16 protein-coding genes are annotated in these 19,399 nt (G+C 46.8%); 15 read left to right on the top strand and 1 reads right to left on the bottom strand.

What is annotated here, in order from left to right:
• Position 1: 1 nt before the first annotated feature.
• From MNV_RS14110 to MNV_RS14065, 10 genes are all read left to right on the top strand, one after another.
• Complete coding sequence (locus MNV_RS14110; RefSeq protein ID WP_096206594.1) at positions 2-394, top strand: PAAR domain-containing protein; 393 nt, start codon at positions 2-4, stop codon at positions 392-394.
• 4 nt (positions 395-398) lie between these two features.
• Positions 399-788: a GPW/gp25 family protein gene (locus MNV_RS14105; RefSeq protein WP_096206593.1), complete on the top strand. Its 390-nt coding sequence runs from the start codon at positions 399-401 to the stop codon at positions 786-788.
• Positions 789-4,061, top strand: coding sequence for a putative baseplate assembly protein (locus MNV_RS14100; RefSeq protein WP_096206592.1), 3,273 nt, complete (start codon positions 789-791; stop codon positions 4,059-4,061). It abuts the gene before it with no gap.
• 4 nt (positions 4,062-4,065) lie between these two features.
• Positions 4,066-4,992, top strand: coding sequence for a baseplate J/gp47 family protein (locus MNV_RS14095; RefSeq protein WP_096206591.1), 927 nt, complete (start codon positions 4,066-4,068; stop codon positions 4,990-4,992).
• The gene (locus MNV_RS14090; RefSeq protein WP_096206590.1) at positions 4,989-5,744 is read left to right on the top strand and encodes a phage tail protein; all 756 of its coding nucleotides are present in this window, start codon (positions 4,989-4,991) and stop codon (positions 5,742-5,744) included. Before MNV_RS14095 ends, MNV_RS14090 begins: the two co-directional genes overlap by 4 nt.
• Positions 5,745-5,760: 16 nt before the next feature.
• On the top strand, positions 5,761-8,202 hold the full coding sequence (locus tag MNV_RS14085; protein WP_096206589.1) for a tail fiber domain-containing protein: 2,442 nt from the start codon (positions 5,761-5,763) through the stop codon (positions 8,200-8,202).
• A 108-nt stretch (positions 8,203-8,310) separates the two neighbouring features.
• Positions 8,311-8,451 (top strand): hypothetical protein, encoded by a 141-nt coding sequence (locus tag MNV_RS14080; protein WP_218838033.1) that lies wholly within the window; start codon positions 8,311-8,313, stop codon positions 8,449-8,451.
• 152 nt (positions 8,452-8,603) lie between these two features.
• The gene (locus MNV_RS14075) at positions 8,604-9,257 is read left to right on the top strand and encodes a hypothetical protein (protein ID WP_096206588.1); all 654 of its coding nucleotides are present in this window, start codon (positions 8,604-8,606) and stop codon (positions 9,255-9,257) included.
• Positions 9,258-9,428: 171 nt separating this feature from the next.
• A complete protein-coding gene (locus MNV_RS14070) occupies positions 9,429-9,653 on the top strand; it encodes a hypothetical protein (RefSeq protein WP_096206587.1) in 225 nt (74 codons plus the stop codon).
• 314 nt (positions 9,654-9,967) lie between these two features.
• The gene (locus tag MNV_RS14065) at positions 9,968-12,682 is read left to right on the top strand and encodes an eCIS core domain-containing protein (RefSeq protein ID WP_096206586.1); all 2,715 of its coding nucleotides are present in this window, start codon (positions 9,968-9,970) and stop codon (positions 12,680-12,682) included.
• A 44-nt stretch (positions 12,683-12,726) separates the two neighbouring features.
• On the opposite strand, the gene MNV_RS19090 is transcribed toward MNV_RS14065, so the two are convergent.
• The gene (locus MNV_RS19090; RefSeq protein WP_179293998.1) at positions 12,727-12,867 is read right to left on the bottom strand and encodes a hypothetical protein; all 141 of its coding nucleotides are present in this window, start codon (positions 12,865-12,867) and stop codon (positions 12,727-12,729) included.
• A gap of 188 nt (positions 12,868-13,055) precedes the next feature.
• Here MNV_RS19090 and MNV_RS14060 point away from each other — a divergent pair, with 188 nt between their 5' ends.
• From MNV_RS14060 to MNV_RS14040, 5 genes are all read left to right on the top strand, one after another.
• Entirely contained in the window at positions 13,056-14,084 is a 1,029-nt protein-coding gene (locus MNV_RS14060) for a DUF362 domain-containing protein (protein ID WP_096206585.1), read from the top strand.
• A 36-nt stretch (positions 14,085-14,120) separates the two neighbouring features.
• Positions 14,121-14,771: a DUF116 domain-containing protein gene (locus MNV_RS14055; protein ID WP_257000073.1), complete on the top strand. Its 651-nt coding sequence runs from the start codon at positions 14,121-14,123 to the stop codon at positions 14,769-14,771.
• 176 nt (positions 14,772-14,947) lie between these two features.
• The gene (locus MNV_RS14050; RefSeq protein ID WP_096206584.1) at positions 14,948-15,277 is read left to right on the top strand and encodes a coiled-coil domain-containing protein; all 330 of its coding nucleotides are present in this window, start codon (positions 14,948-14,950) and stop codon (positions 15,275-15,277) included.
• 584 nt (positions 15,278-15,861) lie between these two features.
• Complete coding sequence (cyaB, locus tag MNV_RS14045) at positions 15,862-16,395, top strand: class IV adenylate cyclase (protein WP_096206583.1); 534 nt, start codon at positions 15,862-15,864, stop codon at positions 16,393-16,395.
• A gap of 63 nt (positions 16,396-16,458) precedes the next feature.
• A complete protein-coding gene (locus tag MNV_RS14040; protein WP_096206582.1) occupies positions 16,459-19,278 on the top strand; it encodes a DEAD/DEAH box helicase in 2,820 nt (939 codons plus the stop codon).
• Positions 19,279-19,399: the final 121 nt, after the last annotated feature.

Below are 19,399 nucleotides of genomic sequence, written 5' to 3'. Positions count from 1 at the left end.
TATGGGAATGCCGGCAGCCAAACAGGGAGACCAGGTCATGGCAACGGATACGCATATAGTGATGATACCGTCACCGAGCGGTTCTGTGCCCACCCCTCTTCCTCATCCTTTTACAGGAATTATCGACGGCGCACTCAGCCAGGATGTAAAGATAATGGGCTCACCAGCCGCGACCGTTGATTCGACGGCAACCAATACGCCTTCTCATATCCCGCAGGGCGGGCCATTCCAGAGCCCTCCTTCGAATAAGGCGGCGATCAAAATTGGGAGCGCTACCGTGAAGATAAACGGGAAGATGGCTGCCAGGAACGGGGATACGGCAACGACATGCAACGATCCCTCAGACCTTCCTGCCGGGACAGTAGTGGCTGCCGGCACAGTGCTAATAGGGTGATAATATGGAAAAGGATTTTCTCGGCGTCGGAGTAAGATTTCCGTTACAGGTCAAAGAAGGGAAGATAGCCTGGTCAGAGTACGAGGATTCCATCAGGGAATCGATAATGATAATCCTCGGCACTGCCAGGGGAGAGCGCGTCATGAGACCTGATTTCGGATGCGGGCTTTCGGAACTTGTTTTTTCCGGTAACGATACATCCACGGCTTCCCGTGCGATATTCTATGTCGAGGAGGCGTTAAAAAAGTGGGAGCCGCGCATAGAACTTATCAGGGTCGATGCGAATGCGGACGATGAGGAGAGGAACAAGCTTGTGATAAGCATTGAGTACAACGTGATTTCTTCGAACACACGGTATAACCTTGTGTATCCCTTTTATCTGGAGAGAAGATAGATGGAAACCAAAACTCCCAGGCTGGACAACAGGACATCCGCGGATATCTATAACCAGGCGCTTGAACTTGCGAAACATTACTGCCCGGAATGGGCAGATAAGGATTGGAAGCCGGGTCATTTTGATCCTGATGACCCGGGACTTGTAATATTCAAACTATTCTCAAAGATGTCTGAGCACCTGGTGACCCAGCTTAATAAGATACCCGATAAGCACCGCATAGCTTTCCTTGACTTTATGGGGATAGACCTTCTTGCTGCCAGGTCGGCACATGTCCCGTTAACATTCTATCTTGCGGAAGGAGCATCGGGAGCCGAAGTTCCTTCCGGTACTTCGGTGGCTTCGTCCAAAGACCCTGAAGTCGTTTTTGAGACTGAGCAGGATCTGCGGGTCATGCCTGCAAAACTGAGCGCGGTTTATTCGATCAACCCGGCAGACGATACGTACACAGACCATTCAAACGCCTCGGCTACGACAGATAAATTCTCAGTATTTGGAGGAGGTGTGGAAAAAAGTATAGACCATGTTCTATACCTTGGCGACGAAATGCTTTTTGATATAAGAAGACCTGTAAAATATCTTAAGATCCGGTTCAAAGGAGGGAACCTGTCCGGGGAATATTTTGACCACTGGTCAAACGGCGGGATTTCTCACGGACAGATAACATCGACCAGCGGTACTCAACTGGAAATACCCCTCACAGCGATACCGGTGATAAAGCGCTCCACAGTCGATGATACCGATAGTTTCTGGCTGTCCGTGCGTCCGGCAGGTGATACGAAAGTAGTTGATTCGGTGAAACTGCCTGAGATTTCCGCAATAACAGCAGACCTGACAGTAAGCGATATCCTGCCTGAGCAGGCGTTCTCTAACGATACCCCGGTAGATGTGAAGAAAGGGTTTTACCCGTTCGGGGAAATCCCCGGGGCAGGGGATACGCTGTACATTGGCTCAGAAGAAGCTTTTTCAAAAAAAGACGCTACCGTAACATTAAACATCAAGCTTAAAGACAATAGTCCTACCAGTGTGACGCTTAACTGGGAATTCTGGGATGGAAAACAATGGGCGCTTCTGGGCATTTCAGATGGGGCAGGCAGTACGTTTGTCGGAAATAAAGCGGCGGATTTCACGGACAGTACAAAAGCGTTCACAGATTCGACTAATACAGCGGTTTCGTTCACCTGTCCTCTCATTATATCCACAGCGATTAACGGGCAATCAAATAGATGGATCAGGGTGAAGATTGTTTCGGGTGATTATGGAAAATCCAGTACGTTCGGGGTAAAATCCATAGATGATGTTATTAAGATTTTACCGGCTGAAGCGGCGCTTACTGAGCAGCAGAAAAATGCAATTAAAAAGAAGCTGGAAGAAACGAAATATACCTGGGGTGAATATACTCCATCTAATCTTAAATCCCCGTTCATGGAATCTATTGCCATCCAGTACGATTATCAAAATAAACCTGTCCAGGAGATTAAGACTTACAACAATTTCCACTATAAAATCGTGAATATGGAAAAAGATAAGAAATTCAAGCCTTATGAGCCGCCTCAGGATAAAAGACCTGCTCTTTACCTTGGTTTTGAATATAATAAAAAAATAGCAGGAGCATCGATCTCAGTTTATTTCGCTGTTAAAGAGAAGCTCTTCAGCGCAGGCTTGAAATGGGAATACTTTTTTAGCAATGCACAGTGGAAGGAGTTCAGGGTTGAAGACGAAACAAACTCATTCACTACCGGGGGGATAGTATTCCTCCATATCCCTTCTGACATAACAAACACAGCCGAATTCGGGAAAAACCTGTGCTGGCTCAGGATATCTCCCAAAAATGAGCAGGCACTCTCTCTCCCTGAACTGAAAGGCATTTCCCCGAATACAGTATGGGCTGTGAACAGCAGCACGGTGAAAGATGAAATTCTCGGGTCAGGGACCGGAAAACCCGGTCTTTTGCTGTCCTTTTCAAAAAAACCCGTGCTTGAGGGAGAGGTTATCGAAATAAAAGAAGCCGGGATTCCGCCCGATAGCGAGATAAAAGCACTGGAATCGGAGACCGGCGTGAACCCCCTGCGGCTGGTAAAAGATGAAAAAACAGGGGAGATAAAAGAGATATGGATAAGCTGGAATGAGACCAGGGACTTTGCCCTTTCAGGCCCGGCAGGCAGGCATTATACCCTTGACCGTCTTAACGGGAAGATATTTTTCGGGGATGGCAAAAGGGGGATGCTCCCGCCGAGGGGAACGAACAACGTAGTAGCGAGGGAATATAAAAGCGGCGGCGGCTCAAAAGGAAACCAGGAGCCGGGTGCTGTTACATCGCTAAAAAGAAAAATCTCAAATATCGAGAGTGTGACCAATCATATTTCTTCATCCGGGGGAAAAGACCAGGAGAACCTTGAAAAAGCCATCACCCGGGGCCCCCATGCGCTTAAGAACAGGGGATCCGCCGTCACCAGGGAAGATTTTGAATGGCTTGCGCTTGAAGCTTCACAGGATGTTGTAAAAGCGAAATGCATTCCGAATCCCGGTGGAAAGATATACATTATAATAGTGCCGGACCGTGATGAAGAAACACCTCTGCCTGAATCCGGCATGATAGATACGGTTGAAAAGTATCTCAAAGAGAGAGCTCTTGTAACTATCCGCAGCAACGACAGGATAGAGGTGACAGGACCCAGGTACGAAAAGATAGACGTATATTTGACAGCTACACTTAAGCCGTTTGTCGAAAGCGTTAACGCCAGGGAGAGGATAACGGAGGAACTCAGGACATTCCTGCATCCCTTAAAAGGCGGGCAGCATGGTGAAGGATGGGACTTCGGGGATGGGATATTTATTTCTGAAGTGGCTGCTGTTGTTGAAAGCCTTGAAGGTATCGATTATATAACCGATATCAAACTGGAAAAGTATTTATTCAGCTGGGAAGATGTCCCCGGAAGCGATAGCGGTAAACTTTTAGCTTTTCTTAAAGATGAACTGGGTTTTAACCTTGTGGATACAGCAAAAATAACCAAGACCGACCAGGACACGAATATCCATGTACTTATTGCAGAGAAATCTGTAGATATCACGCTTGATGCGGATAAGGGAACAGCGCTCCTGAAAACCAGTGACAAAAGAACATACAACCTGCAAATCAGGGAAGAAAACGGTAAGCTTGGCGTATACAGGTCAGAACAGGCTGCCAGTGGTGATGCCAGAGGCGTTGGATACGTTACCCTCGGGGAGAATACATTGCCCTGTGCAGGAACTATAAACGTGGATACAGGGTGATAAAATGCCGATACAACTTCCTGACCTTGCCGGAAAGACATACGAGGATATAGTGGATGAAATGCTTGCCTCCATCCCCAATTACACAGACAGGTGGACCAATCATAATCCCTCAGACCCCGGCATTACGGTTCTTGAACTTCTTTCCTGGATCGCGGAGATGACGCTTTACAGGATAGACCGGATGCCCGGGGAATCGTATATCAATTTCTTAAGGCTGGTGGCAGGCACGTCAGGTGCTGAAGTTGAGGATGTCCTGCATGATCTTGAAAATAAACCCGACTCCGACAGGGCCAGAATAAAGCTTCTTAAGTTCCTGAATGAAATCGAGAGCGGAAGCAAGAAGAGCATCCCTGAAATAAAAGCTCATGTCCGGGATTTCCTGGATTCGCACTACAGGGCTATAACTAAAGACGATTTCCGCGCACTTTCAATGGAAGCTACGGAGGATGCTTCAGGGGCAAAGGTCGAAAGGGTCATCGTTTTTGAGCACCCTGATAAAGTAGAGGTCATAATCGTATCCAGCAATCGGGACAAATACGACGAACTTGTAAAAAAGGTAGCCGGATACCTGTATCCAAGGAGGCTCATAGGAACCAGGGTCCAGGTCAAGGCGCCTGAGTATACGGAAGTCAGGATAAATGCAGGCATCGTCTGCTCACTTCATGCCAATCCCCTCACAGTAGCAAAAAATGTTGAAACAAATATCCGGAAATATCTTGACCCGATAACAGGTGGGGCTGATAATGAAGGATGGGCATACAAAAGAACGCTGACAGTTTTTGAAATAGACCATATCATTGAGGAGACCGGTGGCGTTGAAAGGGCAAAATATGTAGATTTTAAAAATAATAAAAATTCTATTGAAATTGACGGACTTATAGACCTAAAAGAACTTACTGTTGAAGTTAAAAAGGATAAGGGAACTTGAAAACCAGAAGTAAATACATGAGGCATCTTCCTTCGATATATCAGGAGGGAGGAAAGGATGGAGAAGCACCATTTATAGAGGGCTATCTGAGCGTATTCGAAGCAATGCTGACCGGGGTTAAGAACAGCGAATTAAATGGGAAAAAAAGCCCCGGTGAGGTACTTGATATTATCAGCGATATCTTTTATCCCGGGTTCTCATTCCTGCAAACCGGGGAAGATACCGATTTCCTGCTGCGTATAACCGATAAAAAAAGAGAGGTTTTCAATAGCTATTTCAGTGTTGATATGGATGAGTTCCTTACCTGGATGGCGGGCTGGATGTCACTGGTTCTAAAAGATGACTGGGACCTTGAGAAAAAGAGGGAAGTTATAGCAAGGATAATCCCGATATACAAAATACGCGGGACAAAAGAAGGACTGGAAAGGTACCTCCAGATATATGCGGGCAAGGATACCTCTGTTTACGAGTTCTTAGAACCGTTCCAGGTCGGGGTTACTTCGACTGTTGGTGAGGATTCCATAGTCGGAGAGGGACGCCCCTATTACTTCCAGGTCAATATGACCCTGCCCATACCTGACCCTGATATACTGGAGAAGGAGGAGCAGGCTATCCGTGATGTTATAGAAATGGAAAAACCGGCACATACTGATTACGACCTTATAATTCAGGTTCCTACCCTGGAGATAGGAACCCACTCAACCGTGGGTGTCGATACCCTGCTGGGCGGACTGATTACGAGGCAAAAATAAGATAGGAGGATAAAAAATGGGAAACGAAGTCAGAAGTATACGCTATTTTGATGGTCTCTTCATGAAGGCTGAAGAGTTCATCCTGGAACAGAATTACCATACCCGGATGCGCCGTATTCATAACCGGTATCTCCACAGCTCGGGCATTGTCTGGGGTCTGGAAATCCTGAAATCCAAAAAACCCGGCGCCAATCCGGCGGATGTTACTATTACTCAGGGGATGGCGCTCAATAAAGTAGAGGAGGACGGGGAAGAGGTAAGCAAGGAGATAATCCTTACTGACGATACTGATGTAAGCCTCTCAAGCTATGGCGCAGGTAAGACAGTGTATATCTATATTTCCTACTCAAGAGAAGCTGCTCCAAAGAATTCTGAGGATTCCAAGAATATACACTGGCTTGAGGAGGGGAAGCCGGTGTCGGGGACGGATAGAAGCAAGATAAATGAAGATGAGAATGTCCTTCTTGGAAAGGTATCCCTGATAAGTGTAAACGGAACAGTAACTGTGGATAAGATCGACTATGAAGAAGGCGGCGGGTCTCTTCGTAAGTATGCAGGATTTTCGGGTAAGTCACTGCAGGCTGAGAAGATCATCCTGGCTATAGATGGGGTTACTTCCGGCTTTGCTTCTATAGAGGGGAAGCTGACAGGTGTAAATAAAGGTATCCAGATCAATTCGCAGATAACCGGTTTCTCAGGAGAGCTAAGTATCGGGGATAAGCTGGGAGTGGGCGGTAACGTCCAGTTGTCCGATAATAAGAGCCTTGTTCTCGGATACACGAACAAGATTAGCTTGCATAACAACAATGCAGCACCCGAACTATGGCTTGAGGCAACGGGTCAGCTATCATCTGCGCTTGTTATAGGCACGGCCTTTGACCCTGATAAGCAGGTGAAGGTCAAGTACGCCCCCGGCGCTGTAGGGGCAACAGCAGGCGAATTACGCATCGGGCAGGATGTAAAATTGGCCGGTGCCTTTACCCACGGCATCACGACGCTTTATACGAACGGCATGGAACGACTACGCATTGATGCGACTGGCAATGTCATAATCGGGACAGGGCATCTTAGGATACTCGGTCTTGATACTTTCCTGGATTTCGGTGCCGACCTGCGACAGATGCTTAATCTCGGTAACGGGTGTGGCATAGGTGTGCAGACCTGGACACAGTACTACCGTTCTACAGGCAATTTCGCCTGGTATGTCGGAGGAACGCATAATGATGCCGAATTGAATCCGGGGGGCGGGACCGTGGCTATGGTCATAAAGCGTGTTAGCGGCAACGTCGGCATCGGGACGATAAACCCGCCTCAAAAACTTTCTATCAGCGGACAGGAATCAAGCGCACATGGTATGGGCGCAGCAATCGGGATTTCAAATGCAGCCCCGGGGGGCGCGAACTGGTATTTAAGGGCAGGCGCAACAGGCACATCCACCCCTGAAAGCGGCTTTAGCATAGCAGATGATATCGGTTACAGGCTTGTAATTGATAAATCAGGCAACGTTGGCATAGGAACAAATTCACCTGGCGATAAACTGGACGTTGAAGGCAGCATCAGGGTAAATGACAATACTATCTGGCTGAGAGGAGGCGCAGACAACAATCATGGAATCGGATGGTATGGTGCAGGTAAACTTTTTGCAACTGCAAATATAGATGGCCCTGCGGTCTTTGGCTGTAGCGGCGGTGCGTTAGGAACGGCATGCGGCGGACAAAAAATAGCCCTCTACTGGAATGCTGCGGGTAACGTCGGCATCGGGACGGAAAATCCATTAGATTTATTGCATGTAAAAGGAAAGATACGTGTTGAAGAATCCGGAGGATTAAGTCAGATTCATTTCTACTCTGGAACAAGTATCGGAGCATTTTTGGAAAACACCGGTCTTGAGCAAACCAGTACATTTCGCGTTGGAACAAAATCAAATAATTCCCTTTCTCTATATACCAACAACTCAGCGAAACTGGTCATAGAAGGTACAGGCAACGTCGGCATAGGAATTACGAACCCACTGGTAAAAGTTCACGTTGTTGGCAACCGTATCCGTCTGCAGAAAGGAAACGGACACTATCTCGATATGAGGGCAGACGGGTCCGCTTTCGATATCGAATCACTGAATGAAGACCTGTACATAAATAACATTAGCAATACCTCAGTACGTATTAAGAATTTTGTGAATATCTCATCGCGGGAAATGAAGGAGAACTTCTCCGAATTATCCGGTAAAGAAGCATTTGAGACATTAGAGAATCTGAACCCTCTCAGATTCCAGTATAAAGGAGATACACGAGGAGAATTACACCTCGGTTTTATTGCAGAGGATGTTTCAAGGAATGTAGCGACAGCAGATAGAAAAGGTATCAGCCCAATGGCAATCATAGCTGTATTAACAAGGGTCGTGAAAGAGCAGCAGAAAATGATTTTGACATTACAAGAGTCAATAGGTTTTGCTAAATAAAAAAAGAAGGGATTTATTTGAAAGAACAATTACAAAAAAAGACTTCAGGAACTCAGAGCAGAATTCGAATCAGGTCAGAAGGCGCTGGCAGACCTTGAGGTAAAACAGATGAACCTGAGGAATACCCTGCTTCGCATCAGCGGGGCGATACAGGTCCTGGAAGAAGAACTGGCAAAAGAGGATCATTCCGCACAGGATGGTATCGGACGGCTCGAAGAAATTCCTAAATCAGAGCCAGTAACAGAATGAAGGTTCCGGAATCCCCGGAGACTTACAGTTGCACGGTATATGATAACCGTCCCCTGCCGGGGATTTGATTGTAAGGATAATGATAAATGGAAAGTATGGCTTGATTACGGGAGAAAGAACAGGTGAAACAAAAAATAAAGAGGCGATAAAATTTGTGTGAATCTTCCAGGCTTTATTTAAAAATACAGGAGGAAGAGAAAAAGAAATCCATCTCCGGCAAACAAAGGAGCAATACTGCACGAACTGTAAATTCTCCAGCCGGGCACATCCTCTCCCTTCAACGAGCTATCGGCAACCGGGCTATGCAAAGGCTGATCGGTTCAGGAGCAATGCATGCCAATCTTATTGCCAGCGAGCCTAAAGATATACACGTGCAAGAAGCTGCCAGAGTATGGTATGCGCTGGAACAGCAGACGGATAAGTCTGAGGATGGAATGAACCAGTCTCCTCCCTTTGAGTGCGCATGCGGGAGGAACATGGATGACGAACATATGTCGCCTCATGAGACAAGTAATAAAACATATAAGGATGAAGCTTCCGTCCCCGAACGTCCAGCAGAGGAGGGATGGGTGACAGGGAACTGGTATACCACAAAAAATACGATCATTTGCAATGGTAGCGGCAGTCTTGAGATACATGAGGCAACAAGCTATAAGCACGGCGTCCAGGAATGTACGCGTAAGCATGAGAGCCGGCATAGAAAAGACTGGTACACCCGCTACGGTGCTAAAATCTGCAAAGTCAGAAAAAGGGAGATCTCCCCACTTATGACCCGCCGGGAAAAGGGAAGTACGAGGACTTTCTGAAGAAATCCGAATGTGCAGCATGGAAGGTCGGTGAAAAATGCCGCAAAGAGAAACTCAAAGCCTGTGCTAATCAGGCATGCAAGGACTACGTACAGCCGCACGTGACGTTCGCAGAGCAGATGGTGAAGAAATACTGTTAGAGTTTGGTAATTTATCTAGAACAGGATAGATATGCGACAAAGGACCCCTATCGAAAAACAGCAGGCTATCAAGCTTGCAGTGGAAGCAGTAAGGGATAGCGGCAGGGATCCCTCGCGTTACAACATAACGGCTGAAGATGCCGGGACGGAATGGTCTGTCTCCTTTGAGGGTAAGCCCCCACGGCCACCTGGTGATGAACTGTTCGTCTATGTGTCAAAAGAAAGCAGTAAAACTCGCCTTATGCTCGGGGAATAATAGTTTTTCTGTGAGTACAATGCTGATTTATTGTAATATGATTAATTAACCCCGGAGTCTGGCTTAGCAACGAAATGGATGTTAACAACGGATTTACAGTGAACTCAATACAAACTCACAACGCCTGAGTTAGTATGAGTTCGTATTAGTTCGCTGTTAATTTTTGATGCGATATCAAGTTATATTTTTATATGGAGAACACAGATGGCCGATAGAGCATTAGCTGCAAAAAAACCTGAAACAAAAAAAGAAGTCCGCCTCAAGTACGTAGGGTGGAGCACTTTCAATCGGTAAGTTCTCCAGTTGACCGTATCATGTACCTCCAGAGAACTGCTGGCAACCAGGCTGTACAGAGGCTAATCAGGTCAGGTGCTTTGCAGGCAAAGCTCAGGGCCGGACCGCCGGGAGATAAATACGAGGAAGAGGCGGACAGGGTAGCGCAGCAGGTAGTTGCATTCAAAAGAACTCCTTCGCAGCATGCCGGATCCACAGCCAGGATAACAGGTGCATGCTCCTTACCGGATGAGGGAATGAATGAGATCCGGCGTAAAACCGAACCGGCTTCAGGAACTTCAATTATACCGGTCAATGACAGTTATATTCTTAACCCTGGCTCAGGTGACCCGCTGAATACATCGACGCGCGGTTCCATTGAATCTTACACTGGTGCTGACCTGAGCAATGTGAGAGTACATAATGACAGCGCTTCCCATGCGGCTGCAGGCGCGCTCAATGCCCGCGCGTTCACGTACCGCGAGCATATCTGGCTTGGGAGAGGAGAATCACAGACCGACCTGCGCCTGATGGCCCATGAGACGACTCACGTGCTGCAACAGGGCGCTGCTATCCAGAGGCTGCCTGTAGCAGTGACCCCGGCACCACAGGTAATCCAGCGAGGGCTGCTAGATTATATAGGAGACCCAAAAGAGAAGCTGCTTGAAAAGGCTGCGCAGTGGGTTGAGAATATCCCCGGGTTCCACCTGCTTACAGTCATCCTGGGAAAGAACCCTGTCACAGATAAGCCTGTGGAGCGCAATGCGATTAACCTGATCCGCGGTTTCCTGGGTCTGGTACCGGGCGGTGAGGCGATATTCCAGAACCTGCAAAAATCCGGGGCTATAGAGCAGGCTTTTGCCTGGTTAAATGACCAGATAGCAAAGCTCAATCTCACATGGGATTATATTAAGTCGCTTTTCAGGCAGGCATGGGATGCGCTCTCTGCTACAGATATCTTTAGTCCCGGTAAAGCTATTGAGAAAATTAAGGCCATTTTCGGTCCGCCTCTTGAACGTATCAAGAATTTTGCCGTAGCCGTGGGAAAGAAGATTGCCGAGTTCATATTCGAAGGCGTTCTTAAGCTGGCAGGACCGTTAGGGACAAAAGTTCTTGAAATCGTGAGAAAAGCAGGCAATGTTCTTTCTACTATTATCCACGACCCGATTGGTTTCGTAGGCAATCTTATCCAGGCTGTCCGGAAAGGGTTTGACAAGTTCTCAGCGAATATCCTTGTCCATCTCAAGGAGGGGTTAATGAAATGGCTGTTCGGCGCCCTTGCCGGAGCGGGTTTGAGACTGCCTCAGAAATTTGACCTCATGGGTATTCTCTCTCTTGTATTGCAAATATTAGCCCTGACCTATGACAGGCTTCGCGGGCTGCTTGTCAAGGCAATCGGTGAAAAACCGGTAGCGTATCTTGAGAAAACGTTTGAGTTCCTCGCGACTCTTGTCACAAAAGGGCTTGGTGCAGCGTGGGAAAAGCTCGTGGAATTCCTTGGTGACCTGAAGGAGATGGTGCTGGGGGGTATCCGCGACTGGGTTGTGACAACGATTGTCAAGAAAGCCATCACCAGGATTGCATCCATGTTCAACCCTGTCGGTGCTGTCATCCAGGCGATCATAATGGTCTATGACACTATCAAGTTCTTCATAGAGCGCTTCCAGCAGATAGCTGAACTGGCTAATGCCGTGTTCGAGTCGGTCGCCAATATAGCCGCGGGCAAGGTCGAAGCTGCTGCCAGTTATGTCGAAAAGACCATGGCGCGCACGATACCTGTTATCATCGGTTTCCTGGCGAGCCTGATCGGCCTGGGCGGCATAAGCCAGAAGATAAAGGACATCATCAAGACCATACAGGGTAAGGTCGAGACGGCGCTCAGCAAGCTTGTGAATTTCATTGTGGGCAAGGTTAAGGGGCTGCTGGGGAAGGGTAAGGAAGGAAAGCCACAGAAGGCTGAAACGCCTGAAGAACGATGGGATAACGGTGTCAAGGGTGTTAAGGCGGCTGTAGCCAAACTGGAGAAAGAGGGTGCCTCTGAAGAAAAAATCAAGGCACAATTACCTAAGTGGACTACTGATTTCGGGTTCAAGAAATTATCGCTGGATACAAAAGTGACGCCATGGGTTATAGAAGGCGAGATGAACCCGCATGGCACTGTCAGCTCTGTTTCCAGTACAGCTAAGGCACCAACTGGAAAAACTCGGGATGATCCGATACCGATGATCTGGTACAAACCAGTAGAAGAATATCCAAATGCTATTGTCTTGAGAGGTAAGATGGGTGATGAGGTTATACGTTTTGGTAAAACAAAAGAGTTTGAGATACCCAATATGGACGCTTTAATAGGAATACCAGGTGGCGCTGCTCTTCGCAGATATATTATTGGTCAAAAAATTGAGGTCGGTGTCTATCCGCAATTTATACCTGTCGTAAATAAAACCGTCTGGAAGAGAGTACCTTCAGCACGTATTGGAGAAAACCAGCCGGCATTCCGTGCGCTATTAAAAGCTCATGGCTACGATATGAGTGCCCGTGGTGAAGATGTAGACCACGTAAAAGATTTACAGTTCGAAGGCTTTGATGATTTTCCAAATTTATGGCCTCTGAAATCTAGTGTTAACCAGCGTTCAAGAGAATTCCTGAATCAAAAAGTCACTTATAAAGATGACAAGGGAAATTTGCAAGAACTGGAATTGGGTGATCCGAAATTATTAAATCGTTTCTTTAAGATCGTAGATATGAAGAAGTTCTAACAATAATGAAAAAACAGAAAAGCAGATGAGTTTTTTCCACCCGGCTACCCGTTCACCGCCACATCTCCCATTTTTATCTCAGCCCGGAAATTGATCCGATACCATTCATCGAAATCATATTCCTTATTTTTCAGCCTCCATGCCTGTTTCTGCAGGTCCACGTAATTTGAACAATTAACCCACATCCTGCAGGGACACTTTCGTTCTTTACATCCAGTTTCGGTCATAGTAGGTTTTATCCAATACCTTATGATTATGATAATAATAACTGCTTAGTATATATAATTTCCGGTCATAAAAATTAATTTTTATATATCTTTCTTAATTAGCCTGGTGAAGCAAATTTAATATAAGAAGGATTACACTATTGATTATGGTATCAAGAAGAGAACTTCTGGGATGGTTAGCTGCATTGTTCCTTTCTGCCGTATCAGGCTGCCTTTACAAAAAGGAAATCGGTGAAAAGGAAGCAGCAAGGGGGGAATCACCTGTGGAAAGTGCCATAAAATCGAAAGTATATGTAATTAAAACCGGTGACAGGAAAAGGGGAGTAAAAGAGCTGTTTGAGCATTTCGGATCTGAAAACCTGTCTGGAAAAAAGGCTGCGGTCAAAGCCAATTACAACAGCGCAGACCCTTTCCCGGCTTCTACGCATATAGATACGTTATCAGCAATCGTGGATGAACTCAAAGGGAGAGGAGCGCGCGTGGTAATGGCAGAGAGGAGCGGCATGGGGGATACAAAAGAAGTGCTTGAAGCGATGGGGGTCATGGAACTTGCGAAGGAGCGGGGATTTGATGTGGTAATACTTGATGAGCTAAAGGGCAGCGAATGGATAGGCGAAGCCCCCGACAAAAGCCGCTGGAAGAGGGGTTTCCTGTTCCCGAAGCTTTTCAAAGAAGCGGATGCTGTAGTGCAGACATGCTGTCTTAAGACCCACAGGTTCGGCGGCAATTTTACCATGTCCTTAAAGAACAGCGTCGGCATGGTTGCAGCGTATGGTCCGGATGATGGTTACGGCTATATGTCCGAACTGCATTCCTCCAGGTACCAGAGGCAGATGATAGCCGAGATCAACACTGCGTATAAACCCGGGTTCGTAATTATGGATGGGATACAGGGCTTCTCAAAAGGGGGACCGGAAGCGGGAACGCTGATAGAGCCGGGGATCATCATAGCCGGCAACGACCGGGTAGCAATAGATGCTGTGGGCGTGGCAGTCCTCCGGATTTACGGCACCACGGGCGATGTTTCAAAAGGAAACGTGTTTGAACAGGAGCAGATAGCCCGGGCGGCAGAACTTGGCATTGGCGCTTCAGGTGCAGAGGATATCGAGATAATCCCTGTCAATGATGAAGCGCAGGATATCTGTTCCCGGATAAGAGAATCTTTGGGCAGGTAAACTTATATAATTCTCAACGTATAGTTATAGGAATAAATGCAAATCGATCCGGGTCCATTATTCGCTGTAATCGGTCAGTCCGTAGTATATGCTGCAATAATCCTGTTCATAATTGCAATACTGGGTTCATTGTTAATTGCATATTCCTTTAAGACCGAGCGGTTCATATTCCCTAATTTCATGCTTTTCTCGATAACGATCCTTGAAACCCTGGTCAAGGCTTTATTCAGGCTGGTGGGAGCGGATGATTCCATTGTCGATAATGTGGGTATCGCACTCAAGAACAAGATATCCCTTAAAAAATTCAGGGGAACGCCTGTCAGCAGGAGGATGATATTCCTGCCACAGTGCCTGAGAGCCATAGACTGCCCTTCAAAACTGAGCCCTGAGGGCATAAAGTGCATCAACTGCGGCGGCTGCGAGATAGGAACTGCGAAGAAAAGCGCTGAGAAGCTTGGTTATATGGTATTCATAGTTCCCGGCTCAAGCTTTATAAGAAGGCTTGTGCGAAAACATAAACCCCTGGCAATACTGGGTGTAGGGTGCATGACGGAGATAAAAGCAGGGCTTGAGATGTGCCAGAAGCTCAACCTTTATGGCGTCGGTCTGGTTCTGGACAGGGCTGGATGTGTTTCGACTATTCTCAACTGGGACGATTTCTATGAATTTATTGAGACTGCTGGTTAAAATCCGAACCCTTTATTAACGTATATTTGAAAAACACGAATACTTATTTTTAAAAAGATGTTCTCTTATTTTATTAAGTTGTTTGTGACATAATCGTAGGTAGAAATAGAGCTGTTTACTTCCAACTCCGTACAGCTTAAGGTTAAATAGAAATAGCGTGTACTCAAGTATAGCTTATGCCTGCTGAAAAGATACCATCCTGGATAAAACAAGTGTTGATGCCTGAACTCAATGAGATAAAAGGCGAACTTAAGGCAATCAATACCCGGATTGATTCAACGAATGAACGGATAGACAGCCTCAGAAACGAAATGAAAATAGAAATAGGCAGCCTGAGAAATGAGACAAAGACAGAAATCGCCAGCGTAAGAAAAGAAATAGACAGCCTTAGAACAGAAATGAACGTAAAGTTTGATTCCCTGGAGAAGCGCATCCCAGTAATTGAAAAGATAACAGCTTTAGAGATTAAGATGGCTGATCTTGAGAAAAGGCTGGCTGCGGCTTAATCCGTAACGGTAATCTAAGGTTCTGTCAAGAGCCGACAACTTAACTGTACCAACAAAGTAAATACACAAATAGGTTAAAGTCGGGTCATGTCAGAAGTCGCTCTTTAACCCTGTATCCAAAAATTCTGTAGAGCTTGTCATTTTATCTCATCTCAATTACAACTGGAGGGTTGCGCATAAGTTTGCTCACATTTATACTATAAAACATCTATAGAATCCAGTAATATACTGAACAAAGATCAAGGGGACGGGAGACATGAGCAAACCGAAGTTATTGCGAGCTCCAGCAGCTCTACTAAGATATTTGAGAACAGCATCGATTGCAGTTTCTGCTATTGATTTCTTTGTATTAAGGGCTTTTAGAGATATTTATTGGAATGTTTATATTCTGAAAAGTTTTTAGCGGGAACTCTGAAAAAAGGTTACACTCCCATACATTAAGGGTAAACTTGTATTGTTACTTTGCTAATCAACTATGTTTCTTTACTTTTGCGCAACCCTCGTCTTAACTTTCGGTTTGTATGTCAGCTCTCTTCCGAAAAAAATGAACAATTTGATATACGAGTACGACAAAAAGGTAATAAATGATAGAAGTAGAAATAAAAGCGCGCGTAGAAGACCCAAAGTATATCGAGAGAACTATAATCGCTCTGGGCGCAACCCCTATCGGGATAGAGAACCAGGCAGATACGTATTACAATTCATCTTCTTATGATTTTGAAATAACAGACGAAGCGCTGAGAATAAGAGCCCAGGATAGCAAGTGTTTTTTTACCTACAAAGGCCCTAAGATGGACAATGTATCAAAAACGAGAAAAGAGTTTGAAGTGGAGATAAATGATGCGAATGTCATGGGAGATATATTATTGTCACTGGGATTTTCACCTGTGGCGACCATAGTCAAGAAACGAAAACTATACAGGATAGGGGATTTTTCCATATCCCTTGATAATGTGCGAAGTCTGGGTGATTTTATAGAGGTCGAGATAGCCCTCAGGGACCCTAAGAATTACGAAGAAAAAGTAGAGAGCATTTTCAGGTTTATTGATAAACTGGGAATAAACAGGGAATCGACGGTCCGTGAGTCCTACCTGGAGATGTTCCTCAACCAAAAATAAGACCTGGAATTGTTCGTATGTGATAGAATAATATATATACCGCAATCATCTTTTTCAGTGTTTATGAATGTTTTCGGCTTACTTAATACCAGGCTTCAGGGCGCACTTGTGAAGCAGGGTTTTACGACCCCCACCGAGCCGCAGGTAAAAACCATTCCCGCAGTACTGGCAGGGGAACACGTTCTGCTGATCGCACCTACCGGCTCAGGCAAGACAGAATCAGCCGTGCTCCCTGTATTTAACAGCATCATGCAGAAAGAAAAAGAAGAGAGGCGCGGGATATCAGTCCTGTACATCACCCCGCTTCGCGCGCTTAACAGGGATATGCTCTCACGCCTTGAATGGTGGGGAGAAGAGCTTGATATCAAGGTCGCGGTGAGGCACGGAGATACGACCACATACGAACGCCAGAAACAATCGCTAAACCCGCCGGATTTTCTCGTCACGACACCGGAAACATTGCAGTTATTGTTAACAGGGAAAAGGCTGCGGAACAACCTGAAGACGGTTACGCATGTAGTTATTGATGAGGTGCATGAGCTTGCCTCATCAAAGAGGGGCGCGCAGTTATCCATTGCGCTTGAGCGGCTTGTGGAAGTATGCGGTGAGTTCCAGAGGATAGGTCTTTCCGCGACTGTCGGAATGCCGGATGAGATAGGGCGTTTTCTTGCCGGAACCGGGAGGAGTTGCCGTGTAATTGAGGTCTCGCTCACCAAGCGGCTTGATTTCAGCGTGATATGTCCCCGGCCCGGCGCAAAGGACGTGGAATCATCAAAAAAACTGATGTGCACGCCTGAAGCGGCTTCGCATCTGCGGGTGATATCCGATATAGTCGGAGAGCATAAGTCCACTCTTATTTTCGTAAATACAAGGGAAGCGGCAGAGATGTTAGGCTCAAGGTTCAGGATGCTCAATATCCCTATCGGAGTCCATCACGGAAGCCTTTCGAGAGAGGCGCGTATAGAGGCTGAGAACAGTTTCAAAACAGGCATACTCCGGGGGCTTATCTGCACGTCATCCATGGAGCTTGGTATCGATATAGGCGATGTGGAGCACGTAATCCAGTACATGTCTCCCAGGGAGGTCACGCGGCTGATACAGAGAGTCGGGAGGTCAGGACACTGGGTAGGTGAGATATCAAGCGGGACGATAATCACGATAAGCGCGGATGATGCGGCGGAATCTTCTGCGATCACACGGAAAGCAAAGGCGGGCGAGATCGAGACAATCGATATCCACGAGAACAGCACAGATACGCTTGCGAACCAGATATGCGGCATGGCGCTTGATTTCAAGGAGCTTGCGATGGACAGGATATATTCGATAGTAAAAAGAGCCTATCCTTACCGCGACCTTAAGATCGAACTCTTGCGTGCGGTAATAAAGCAACTGGGCGATACAAGGCTCATATGGGTCGAGGAGGACAGGATAAGAAGGAAACGGCAGACGTTGCAGTATTTTTTCGAGAACCTCTCCATGATACCTGATGAAAAGCGCTTTGAGATATTCGATATCGTGAGCGGCAGGACCGTAGGCGCGCTGGATGAGGCGTTCGTTATGGATTTTGCAAGACCGGGAGCAGTATTCATTGCAAAGGGCGAGATGTGGCGGATTGTCGAATTAATAACCGAAAAAAGTATGATAAAGGTGGAGCCTATCAGCGACCCGCAGGGCGAGATACCGAACTGGGTTGGCGAGGAGATACCTGTGCCCTACGAGGTGGCGCAAGAAGTCGGAAGTATCAGGAAGCACATCGCGGGGAAGCTTGCAGCCGGTGAGGGCGCAGGGAAAATCATTGAGGATTATAGAAAAGAATACCCGGCTGACAGCGAAGCAGCGAATGAGATACTGGAACTTATAAAGAAGCAGGTTAAAGCTGGTCTTACTGTACCGACCGAAGATACAGTGGTTATCGAACAGGAAGGGGTGACTCTTGTGCTCAACATATGCGGAGGGCACAAGGTGAACGAGACCCTCGGGCGGGTAGTAACATCGCTGCTTGCAGCCAGGTTCGGCGCAAGCGTGGCTATGGAGATCGACCCGTACAGGATAAAGCTTGAGCTTCCAAGGATGTTCAGCGCGGAAAGATTGAGAGAACTGCTTCTCACAACAAGTCCCGACCATGTAGAGCCGATCATTGAGATGACGCTTAAGAACACGCAACTGCTTAAGTGGAAAATGGTGCACGTGGCGCGCAAGTTCGGCGCCCTGAGCAGGGATATCGATTATGAGCGCATAAGTATGAAGAAATTGCTTGACGTTTTTGAGCATACGCCCATGTACGACGAGGCTGTGCGCGAGATATTCCATGACAAGCTTGATATAACGAGAGCAAGGGAAGTCCTTGGCGCCATCCAGGGTGGGCACCTGAAACTCATAACCCAGCCCTCAAGCCCTATCGGCGAAGCTGGCTTCATGGGGGGGCGAGAGCTGATGGCGCCTGAGAGGGCTGATAGTTCTATAATCATGGCGCTTAAGAACAGGATAATGGATGACCATGTTATCCTGTTCTGCGTGAACTGCAAGAAATGGAAGTCAAGCAAGCTGGTGAAGAGTGTGCCCGAGCGCCCTGAGTGCCCGTTGTGCAACAGCAGGCTTATCGCGGCGCTCAAGCCCTGGGAGGAAGAGGAGATAAAGATAGTGAAGAAGCCTGAGAAAGAAAAGACCGAAGAGGAGAGGAAAAGGACGGCGCGGGTTTACCGCAACGCCAATCTTGTTCTCTCGCAGGGGAAGACTGCAGCGATTGCCTTAGCGTCGAGGGGGATTGGACCTGAGACTGCTTCGAGGGTTATTCGGAAGATGAGGGAGGATGAGGAGGAGTTTTATCGGGATATTCTGATCGCGGAGAGGAACTATGCGAAGACGAAGAGGTTCTGGGAGTAGCTAGGTGAATATTCATTGTTCGAGGATAATCTTTTTAATAAATAATATATGGGAGTGTAATGAATTTTGCTGAAACTTCTATAAACTAAAACCAATATTATAGGAGTCGAGAGAAATGGCA

It is taken from the genome of Candidatus Methanoperedens nitratireducens, from assembly GCF_900196725.1.
Classification (GTDB): Archaea; Halobacteriota; Methanosarcinia; order Methanosarcinales; family Methanoperedenaceae; genus Methanoperedens; species Methanoperedens nitroreducens_A.
The sequence above is the reverse complement of the archived record's forward strand: the minus strand, read 5'-3'. Positions and strand labels throughout refer to the sequence as shown.